At 65.9% G+C, this 9,859-nt stretch carries 5 protein-coding genes and 1 pseudogene; 1 reads left to right on the top strand and 5 read right to left on the bottom strand.

Translation table 11 applies throughout. The features are described 5' to 3' along the window. The 3 genes and pseudogenes from ACJ73U_RS16040 to ACJ73U_RS16030 all read right to left on the bottom strand — a co-directional run. Positions 1 to 426, bottom strand: a pseudogene (locus ACJ73U_RS16040) (hypothetical protein); the annotation flags it as partial. 974 nt (positions 427 to 1,400) lie between these two features. Further along, on the bottom strand, positions 1,401 to 2,399 hold the full coding sequence (locus ACJ73U_RS16035) for a ParB N-terminal domain-containing protein (RefSeq protein ID WP_407778421.1): 999 nt from the start codon (positions 2,397 to 2,399) through the stop codon (positions 1,401 to 1,403). Positions 2,400 to 3,459: 1,060 nt separating this feature from the next. Continuing rightward, a complete protein-coding gene (locus ACJ73U_RS16030) occupies positions 3,460 to 4,716 on the bottom strand; it encodes an MFS transporter (protein ID WP_407778420.1) in 1,257 nt (418 codons plus the stop codon). Between the two features lie 722 nt (positions 4,717 to 5,438). Between ACJ73U_RS16030 and ACJ73U_RS16025 the strand changes: the two genes are divergently transcribed. Continuing rightward, positions 5,439 to 6,041 carry a hypothetical protein gene (locus ACJ73U_RS16025; RefSeq protein ID WP_407778419.1) on the top strand — a complete coding sequence of 201 codons (603 nt, stop codon included), beginning with the start codon at positions 5,439 to 5,441 and terminating at the stop codon, positions 6,039 to 6,041. A 550-nt stretch (positions 6,042 to 6,591) separates the two neighbouring features. Here ACJ73U_RS16025 and ACJ73U_RS16020 read toward each other — a convergent pair. Further along, a complete protein-coding gene (locus ACJ73U_RS16020; RefSeq protein WP_407778418.1) occupies positions 6,592 to 8,064 on the bottom strand; it encodes a recombinase family protein in 1,473 nt (490 codons plus the stop codon). 556 nt (positions 8,065 to 8,620) lie between these two features. Then, positions 8,621 to 9,792, bottom strand: a protein-coding gene (locus ACJ73U_RS16015; RefSeq protein ID WP_407778417.1) for an IS3 family transposase whose coding sequence is annotated in 2 segments (ribosomal slippage) — positions 8,621 to 9,501 and positions 9,501 to 9,792 — 1,173 coding nt in all. Because the reading frame shifts where the segments join, the coding sequence is not laid out codon by codon here. Positions 9,793 to 9,859: the final 67 nt, after the last annotated feature.

Raw genomic sequence — 9,859 nt, 5'->3', positions numbered from 1 at the left:
TGCCTCCTCCGGGGTGGCCGCCAGCACGAACCGGGGAATCGGCACCTTCGCGCTCGCGCACAGGCGCCGCCCCAGCGACTTGTCCCGGCACGCCCGGACGGCCTCCGGGTTCTGGCCCCTCACCCCCAGCAGTCGCCCCACCTTCGCCGCGGCCAACATGTGGAACTCACTCGCCGAGACCAGCGCGTCCGGTCGGTCCGGGCGCTGGGACAAGATCGACGCCACCGTCTCCGGGTCGTCGGTGTCGCACTTGACGACTTCGTCGAACACGTCCATGGGGATCTGCTGCTGGCCGGGCTGGAGGTAGAAGTCGAAGTCCTTGGCAACGAGGGTGACCTGCCAGCCACGCGCCTTGGCGACACGCATCACCTCGTAACCGCTGCCTGTCCTGTTGGTCTCGAGGAAGGCGACGTGGATGCCGGTCATCGGGGGTCCTCTCCCATCTGTGGCGTGGCGAGCGTTGCGCGTGGCGGCGGTACCCGCGTCGAGCTACCGCCGCGTTCGAAGAAGTCGTCGGTCATGGAGTCCTGCGGCCGCTGGGCACGTGCCGTAGGGCCGGACCGCAGCGCAGAGCCGGCCGCGCCGCGGCCGAGAAGTCCTTGCTGGTGAGGTGAAAGGCGATGACCCGAGGTGCTTCCGAGGTCACCGCGCCGAGCGGCCCGTCATGGCGCCAGCCGGCTTGCTCGCGCCGCTGTCCCCGAGCGCCGCCGTTGCCCAGGATAACCGCTCATATGGTCCCTCTGCCACTGAATCCCGCCAGATTCCGACATCAGTACGTCCCCTTCGAGCGCCGAAGATAAAAGGTGCCAGCAATGAACCGACCCGCATAGGAAGAATCGCGAAATATCTGCGACAAGAAGAATGTGCGATCTGCTCGACCAGCAGAGCCCGCAGAAATCAGCACTCTGTCCTAATGGGACCCCGCCTCCCGCACCGGGCTGCCGGCCTGGGGTTGTGGGGTCTGCATACAGGTCATCAAACTCTGGCCATTGCGGCGTGTCAAGGCGCCAACCGACCGTCCCGAAGAGATTGAGAATGTACTTCATGCACTGTTTCGGGCCCGTGCCACGTCCAGTGTCGCGAGCCGTTGATTTCAGTCGCGGTGAGCGTCCGAAACCGCCACTCCGCCAGATCCGAGAACCGCCGGCCCGATTCTTCCCTTGTCAACCCGACTGGGCACAGGTGACGAAAATCGTTAATTCATCGGTGAACGGCGAGGTTGTATCGGGCCGAGCCCGGAGGTCGGCGGCTGGAGCCGTCGACGGCGCGGCCGAGGCGTTGGCGGCGCGGCGGCAGGCGCGAAGTGTGCCGCGGTGCGCGCAAGGCGTGCACGGTCTCGGCGGTCGTCCAGATCCTCGAGACTCCGCCGCCTCCCGCGGCCGGATCAGGAACTCACGACACTAGCTCGACGCGGCATGCGGCACGGTGGCTGGATCCGTGCTCGCGCGGTCGACGTAATGGGCGAAGTCGTGCCAGGCCTTGGCGCAGCCGCGGGCCATCTCGGCGACCAGCTCCCGGCAGTGCGGGGGGATGTTGCCGCCGAGTTCCTCCCAGCGCGCCGAATCAATGGCCTGGGCACTCAGCAGGCGCAGCAGAACGCGCCCGGACTCGGACAGCCGGAGGGATGGGTCGTTGCGCAGTCGGTCGAGGAGCGCGACGTGGTCGATGTTCTCCTGCGTCGCGCGGTCCGCCCGGTGGCGAGCGACGCCCTCCGGCACCGGGTTCTCGCCGCGGCATAATCGATCACGGACATCGCGGACCGTGGACGGTGAGATCCCGGCCGCCCTCGCCACCTCGCGCAGCGAGGCATTCGGGTGGCTCCTCAGCAACTCGCCGGCGATCTGTCGTGCTTCGGTGGTGTCGATCCGGTACACCTTGCCGTCCCGACCGACGCGGGTGTTCAGGTGCGGCTTTTCCCCACCTGAACGCTGCCGGATGGCACCGACGGTCTTGGCGGACAAACCGGACACCGACGCGATCGCCCGGTTGGACCACGCCGGGTGGGACCGCAGAATCCGGGAGGCCGCGGCGATCCGCTCCTCGAGCGTCAGCGGTAACCCGTGCGCGATGTTCGCCTGGACGGCGAGGACGAAGGCGTCCTCGCTGCTCCCGTTGAAGAACCGCACACCGATGGTGCTCTGACCGCGGAGCGCTGCGGCACGCAACCGGTGGGTCCCGTCGATGACCCGCATGGTCGGCCGGTGCACCAACACCGGCGGCAGCGGCACCTCCAACTCCGCGAGCGCTCGCGCGTGCCCGATGTTCTCGTCGGCGAGCCGCGGGGAATCCGGTGGCAGCAATGAGTCGATGGGCACGGAAACGTGGGGCTCGGTCATGTCCGCGGCGCCGGGTAAAGCCCCTGCGATCGTGTCCGTCGGGCTGTTCTCATCACTTCGCATCGACCGTTGCTCCTACATAGCTATGCGGAAATGCACGCTGGGGACAGTGTCGTGCGGGCCGCTGAGCCGGACCTGGGTCATTCACGGCGCTGCGTGGTCGAGTGGCGCGATCAGGGCAGGCCGAACTCGTCGTGATCGGCGGTCCCATCCCCCACGTACCCCCTTCGCGACGTGGCCCCCCAAGCGCGGTCGTCGGCCTCGACGGCCCACCGAGTTCAACCCTGCGACAACGTCGGCACCAAGCCCGTTCGCCGTACCCGATCCTGCGCCGTCCTGGCCACCCTGACCAGACGTCGCGCCTCCTCCGGACTCAGCTCCCGCACGGGACGCTCCTCGCCTACGCGCCACCACTGACCACCTCTCGCGCCCAGCACTCGGACACAGGACTACCTGACCCAGGCCGACTCACCGAACTACTCCCCCATTGACTAGACGCGGCACGAGCGCCGAGTCACTCGAGGAACCCGCATGCGACCGTCGGAACGGCTCGTCGCCTCGGGCGCGGCCGCGGCGGCGCCCCGCGACATGCGCCGTACATCGCTGACCCCGCCGCTGCACGCGCGACGGTTCACGTCGACGGCGCGGGGTGATCGGTCAGCACATACAGGACACTGCCTGGGCGATGCGGCGAGCCAGCCGACGATACCCATTATCCGTGAGATTGTTCGCATTGACGGCGATCTTCGCCAGCCCGGCCCGGTGTACTTCCCCAGGGATTTCACGTTCTTGCCACCCCCCAGCAGCGGTAGACCATGAACCTCATCAGCACCTGACAATCTTGTGCAACTTTAGATTGTGATCATGGCCAACGGCAACCATCTTGTTAATTCTCTCGTTCACTACTAACTAGTCGGGCGTGTCGCGCCTAGCGTGGACGATCAAGCCGGCGGCGTGCACGTGCATCCGTTGGTGCACGTGCAGGAATTCATCCGCACGAGTCCAGCACGATTTCGACCGCCCTCCGGACGGTATTGTGAGAACCATTCGAAGAATTCGACATCGCCGGGGAAAGTCGTCTCGTATTCAACGAACTCACGAGGCGCGATCCCTCAGGCGCGACCTACCCCTCGCGCGGCCGCCCGACCCGTTCACGCGAGCTGGTCATCGCAGTGGTGGAGCCGATGACCGAGACCACGGTCAGCACCCCGCACAGCCACCAGACCCCGGACGGCCACACGGCCCACAGGGCGACGCCCAGCGCAGGGCCGGCGCCGTAGCCTACCTGGACCGCGAACTCCGACAGCGCCATGTAGCGCCCCCGCAGCCACGGCGGCCCGATCCGCCCCGGATACGCCGTCATGGTGGGCGTTCCGACCATCTCACCGACGGTCCACACGAGGGTCGCGACCACGAGCACCGCCGCCGACGGGCCGGCCAGGTAGAGCATCATCCCGGCGCCCACCAGGATGTTGCCGAGTGCGATGGTCGCCCGGTCGGTCATCCGCTGGACGAACTTGGTAAGCGGCAGCTCCAGGCAGGTGATCACGAATGCGTTCACCGACAGCAAGGCCGCGTAGAAGCCGGGCGCGTGCCCCGAGGCCGTCACGTGGAGCGACAGCGTCGAGATGCTCTGGATGTACACCATCCCGTTGATGAGCATCGCGACGGCGAACACGACGAAACGAGTGTCGGACAGCACGGCTCGATAGGACCGCGGTCCGTCGTCACGGTTCTGCAGGTCCGGGGAATCCGGCTGTGCGGCGGTGTCGTCAGACTGCGCCGGTCGCGGGGTATCCGTGTGGCGCGGCAGGCTGAGCGAGATCAGCCCGAAGGCCACGAGGGCGACCGCCTCGCCGTAGAACATCGCTTGGTACGAGTAGGTCATCAGCAGCGCACCCAGCAAGGGACCGGCCACTGTGCCCACGTTGTAGGCGAGTCGGTAGGCGGCGAACACCATGATGTGCCGTGCGGGCGGGGTCAGCTCGATGAGCATCGCCTGCGCGGCCGGGCGGTAGGCCTGCGAGGTGAGACCGATGGCACCGGCGACGCCGACCACCATCGCGAGGTTCGTCAGGTGCGCCACAACGACCGTGAGTACGCCCGCGATCAGCATGGAGCCGACGATCGTGGGGCGATAGCCGAGCCGGTCGGTCACCGATCCACCGACGATGATGCCGACCACGGTGCCGAAACCGAACGCCGCCAGGGCGAGCCCGGCACCGCCGGTGGAGAATCCACGTTCGGTCAGGTACAGCACCAGGTAAATCTGGAGGAAACTGCCCGACCGGTTGATCAGGGTGCCGATCAGGAGCAGCCAGACGGGCCGCGACATCCCCCGGAGCGTCTGGCTGACGGACGGGTGCTCCTCAACGGTCATGGTGTCTCGCGACCGCGCTGGTCACCGTGACCGGCGATCGTGAAATGTGGACCGTCCCCGCACGCCGCGGGTGTGCGAAATCATTCCGGTGTGGTGATCGATATTTCCGCATGGCGCTCCCCCGTGGTGGCTTGCAGGATATCGGAGAGCATATCGACCCTGGTCAATCCTCGGGGTTGGCAGTAATGGCGGCCAGCGGATCGACACCACGGTGACTTCCGGGGATTTCCGCTCAGCACGGGTGCACGCCGCCGTAGAAACTCGCGACTGGATGGGCTGTACGTGACCCGCTGGAACCGTCCCGGCGGCACCGTCGACCTGGTGCTCGGAACCGACTTCTTCGAGCTGTCCCCCACCACTGCGGCGCGGGAGGTGCTCAGCGTGCTGCGCGAGCGAGAGGCCCACCAGGAGCAGAGCGGCGCAATCCAGTCGGTGTCCAGTGCGACCCCGCCCTGCCGACGTCGGCTCTCGCCCACGCCCGCAGGGCGGGGTGCTGATGACCGTCCCAGCGGCATGGCAGGCCGACCTTTACGGTTGCCTTACCGAGCACGACCGGCCCCGCGCATAACGGCGGAGGTAGCCCGACGGCCATGCGTGCCGTGACTGTCGAACCCGGCCGAGCCAGCTCTCTGGAGTCGCGGAGGTGCCGGAACCCGCCGCCGAGGCGGGCGGCCTGCTGGTCGAGGGCCTGGCGTTGGGCGTGTGCGGCACGGACAAGGAGATTGAGGGCGGCGAGTACGGCTCGCCCACACCGCCCCTACGGCATCGCATGCCTGACCGGCTTCGGCAACCGGTGCCGGATCGGCGTCGACGCCGACGGCCTCAACCGCGAGCTCGTGCTGGAGAACGACGTCGTCCTCGGCACGGTGAACGCGAACCTGCGGCATTACCGCCAGGCCGCGGACGCGTTGACGAAGGCCGACCTCAGCTGGGTCGGCTCGGCCTTGGTTGATGTAGCGGACCAGCAGGTTGGCGCTGCCGGTGTAGCCCTGTTCGCGGATCTCGGCCAGGATCCCGGTGACCGGGATGTTCTCGGTGAGGCGTTGCCGGACCAGGTCTCGGTGGGCGTCGATCAGGCAGGTGCCGTAGCGCGGCGGGCGCAGCAGTTCTTCGGCTTTGTGGGCGCGGGCGTAGCGTTTGATCGTCTTCAGCGCCCACCCCAGCCGTCGTGCGCATTCCAGCAACCCGACACCTTGGGCGAGCTGGGCATGCACGGCGGCGTGCCGCTCGTGGCTGCGTGCGTCCAGCACGGTGTCCGTAACGCGCGGGGTGGTGTTCCAACTGGCGGAGCGGGCAACCACGCATTTCTCCACCGCCGCAGCTGATATGGGATTAGCGCCTCATCTACGCCAGGTTGAACGGCCAATGCGCTCTCATAGCCGCGAGGCGAGTGGGCGTGTTGGCGGCCTTGAGCCTTTGGTGCCGGGTCAGCAGCCGTCTGCCGGGACGTGTGGCTTTCGAACAAGCACTACCTGCCGGTGCGCAGTCACGAGGATCTCCACTCGACGTCGTTGCTCAACGTCTTCCGATGAGTCACATACGAGCCGCCGCCGTCTACAAGGGCGCCCACATCGGCCGTCCTGCCGTCCACGTCGCCAGTAGGCGATGTATCGCCATAGATTTCCTTGTCCTGGTTCTGAGGCGGTCACCAGTACACGCTCGTCATCTCCGAAGCCCTCGGCAACCGCCGGCATCACTCGTTCGATGATGAGCCTTACGACGTGCCCGCTGCTGTGGCATACTTCAACAAGGAGCACTTGAACACCCACGAAGACCCAGCGAGCTGATATGTTTGGCTTCATGGAAATCCCCTGGAATTCAGGAGATCCCCTGGGAACAGGTGTTCGAGTCTCGGACACTCTATTACCCCACGGCTCACCTTGGCCCAGTTTCGGGCGTGCCCATGGAATCTGAGTGTAGCGCGATCCCCCTCTCACTTGCGGCGCTTGCGGCCATGGGATCCGTAACCTCTTTCTCCTGGTGACGGGAGACCCAGTCGAGTTCCAATGTGGGTTGCCCATATGAATGCAGTGCGGATTGCCTGTCCGGCGGCTCCTCGTGTTTGAGGATTGGGCCTCCTCGAGTGCAAAGGATCTGGAGTCGTTCACGTCGTAGGACGTCCACCAGATCTCGCTGGCGGAGCTGGTCGGGTCGATCGGGACGGGAACCTGCATCGACTAGCAACTCCGGCAGGAGCTCGAGGAGATGGTCCTCGCGTAGGTAGAGGTTGTGTGGCGCACCGGAGGGGCGAGTCGTGCCACTGGTATATCCGTGTCGGCATCGGTAGCCGGCACGTCCGTGTACCCAGTGCGCGTCCATCCGGCGGCCACAGACCGCGCACACGACGAGCCCGGCGAGCACGTACTCGCGAGTCTCGCCGTCCTTGTTCTGTTTGCCCGCGCGGATTCCCTGCACGTCGAGGAACGTGACGTCGTCGACCAACGGTTGGTGTGTCAGAGCTTGGGACACCTCCCACTCCCCGGCCGGGTTTCGCCGCACTGCTCCTGAGCCGCGTCCACTTCGTCGGCCACCGCCACCGTGACCCACAGTGCTCTGGCGGTTCCACACCTGCCGCCCGGTATAGCGCGGGTTCTCAAGGATCATGGCTACCGTCCGCACGATCCACCGCTCCCCCACCCGGTGACTGTTACGGCCAGGGTCCGCACTCGATGGGCACGGCACACCACGCTCATTCAACTCACGTGCCAGCGACGCCACACTCCGACCCGCAGCCCGTTGAAGGAACATCCATTCCACCCACGGCGCCGTCCCAGGATCAGGCTCCAGCACATGCAGCCGGCGACCCCACCGCGCATGCACCGAGTTCGGGTGCGGACCACCATCCGCCAGCCGGTACCCATACGGTGGACGACCACCCAGAAACCTGCCCTGCACCCGAACCTGAACCCGCATCGCCGCCAACACCCGATGTCGGGCACGCACCACCTCACGCTGCGCCTGCGCGCCCAACAACACCATCAACGCCTCGTGCACTGGAGAGCCCAGCTCGACCGGGCCCCCTGCCTCCGGCAACCACACCTGCACACCCACGGCAGCCAATCGCTCGACCACCGCCCGGAACTGATCACCGAAGAACGCCCGCTCGTACTCCCCCACCACCACCGCATCGAACCCACGCTCCGGGTTCTCCGCCGCGGCCAGCAACGCTGAAGCCGCAGCACGGTCACCCCACGACCACCGCCGCGAGCAACCCTCATCGAAGAACTCGACCACCACCCGCCCCACACCATCGACCAACTCATCAGCAACCGCCCGCTGCCACGCCCGCGACGTCCCGGAATCCTGAAACTCGCTGGTCGACATCCGCCCGTAGAACGCGAACCGCAACCCGTCAGGAACGATGGCCGACCGCCGACGTCGACGGTGAGATGCGATGGCACCCCCGAAACGCGTCCACGGACAGCGCTGACATCCTGGCCCCCAATCGTGTGCTCGTTGCCGAGACCGACACCGACCAGCACCGTGACGCCACAAGCGGCCTCGCCACCCGAACAGACCAGCCCATGTACCGGTCTCGGCTCGTCATCGACCGTCGGCCATCACCCCGGCCCGAGCGGCGCTGAAGGTACGTCGGTCACGCCGGCGCCTCGCACGCCTCAGATGCCTCCGGACCGATGCGAACGGTTCCTGTGTGCATCGCACCAGCCCTGGCGCGGGTAATGCGCGTTACGCGACAGCACGAATGGGACAGAACGGATCAAGGCCCGTTCTAAGCGATGTCGTCTCCGTAGATGGTGGATTCCACGGTGTGTTCGCCTGGGCCGAGGGGTCTATCCCATGATCGGCACGTCTCTGTCGGCAACCACTTGACACAGAGAGGTGCCGATCTTGGAACAGTCCCGGGCTGAGCTTCCCCCGTTTGCCGGACACCTACGGTGTGGGGTCAGTGGTCTTGGTCTGACCCGGTGTGTAGGGCTTCAAACGTGACAGGGCTGTGCATCCCGATGCTGGAATGTCTCCGTTTTGGGTTGTACCAGCATTCTATCCATTCGAATATCGCGTTGGCAAGTTCGTCGCGGGTTTTCCACTGTCTTTGGTCGAGAACTTCGAGTTGGAGCGTGCCCCAGAAGGATTCCATCATGGCATTGTCGTAGCAATCACCAACGGTGCCCATCGAGGCGAGCAGGCCGGCCGAACGAAGCCGTTGCCCGAACGCCCATGACGTGTATTGCGATCCGTGATCGGAATGTAGGATTGTGTTGTTCTCGGGTTGGCGTCGCATGATGGCCATGCCGAGCGCGTCGGTGACGAGTTCGGTGCGCATATGGCTGTCGATGGACCAGCCGATGATCAGACGTGAATACGCGTCCATGACCGCGGCGCAGTAGACCTTCCCTTCCTCGGTCGGATGCTCGGTGATGTCGGTGATCCACAACCGGTTCGGCTCGTCCACGGTGAAGTGGCGGTTGACCAGGTCCGGGGCCGGCTCGGCCGTCGGGTCACGCACCGTGGTCCAGGAGCGTTTGCGTCGGTAGAGACCCTGGATGCCGGCTTCGCGCATGAGCCGGGCGACTCGTTTCCGGTTGACTGCCAGTCCCAAACCGAGTGTGAGTTCGGCGTGCACGCGAGGTGATCCGTAGGTGCCGCGCGAATCAGTGTGGATCTGCTCGATATATTTCACCAGCAACTCGTTCTCGCGGGCGCGATCCGAGATCGGCCGGTCACGCCATTCGTAATATCCAGAACGGGACACACGTAATACCCGGCAGGCCACCGCGACATCGACACCATCCGCGGCGAGTTCGTGGACCAGCGGGTAGCTTACTTTGGGAGAATGTTCTCCCGGGCAAAATACGCGGCCGCCCGCTTCAGGATCTCGTTCTCCATCTCAAGCTGCCGGTTCTTCCGCCGCAGCTCGGCGAGTTCCTTCTTCTCCGCGCTCGTCAACCTGGTCGCGCTGCCACCGTTCTCGTCGGTGTCGGCCTGGGTCATCCAGCTCCGCAAACAGGACTGGCTGATCCCCAGATCCTTCGCCAACTCAGCGACCGGTTTGGTCCCCTCACGAGCCAACTCGACAGCACGACGACGGAACTCAGGCGGGTGTGGTGCAGGCACCAGAACATCCTCCCTGGTGACCGCAGGTCACCTCAGGCCAGGTGTCCGGGCAACAGGGGGAAGCTCA

Origin of the sequence: Actinophytocola sp., from assembly GCF_045807065.1 — a bacterium.
Lineage (GTDB): Bacteria > Actinomycetota > Actinomycetes > Mycobacteriales > Pseudonocardiaceae > Actinophytocola.
The sequence above is the reverse complement of the archived record's forward strand: the minus strand, read 5'-3'. Positions and strand labels throughout refer to the sequence as shown.

What these genes read in the sequence shown, in the direction of transcription:
- ACJ73U_RS16030 (WP_407778420.1), bottom strand. Translation starts at nt 4,716, where the DNA reads ATGACCGTTGAGGAGCACCCGTCCGTCAGCCAGACGCTCCGGGGGATG.
- ACJ73U_RS16035 (WP_407778421.1), bottom strand. Translation starts at nt 2,399, where the DNA reads ATGCGAAGTGATGAGAACAGCCCGACGGACACGATCGCAGGGGCTTTA.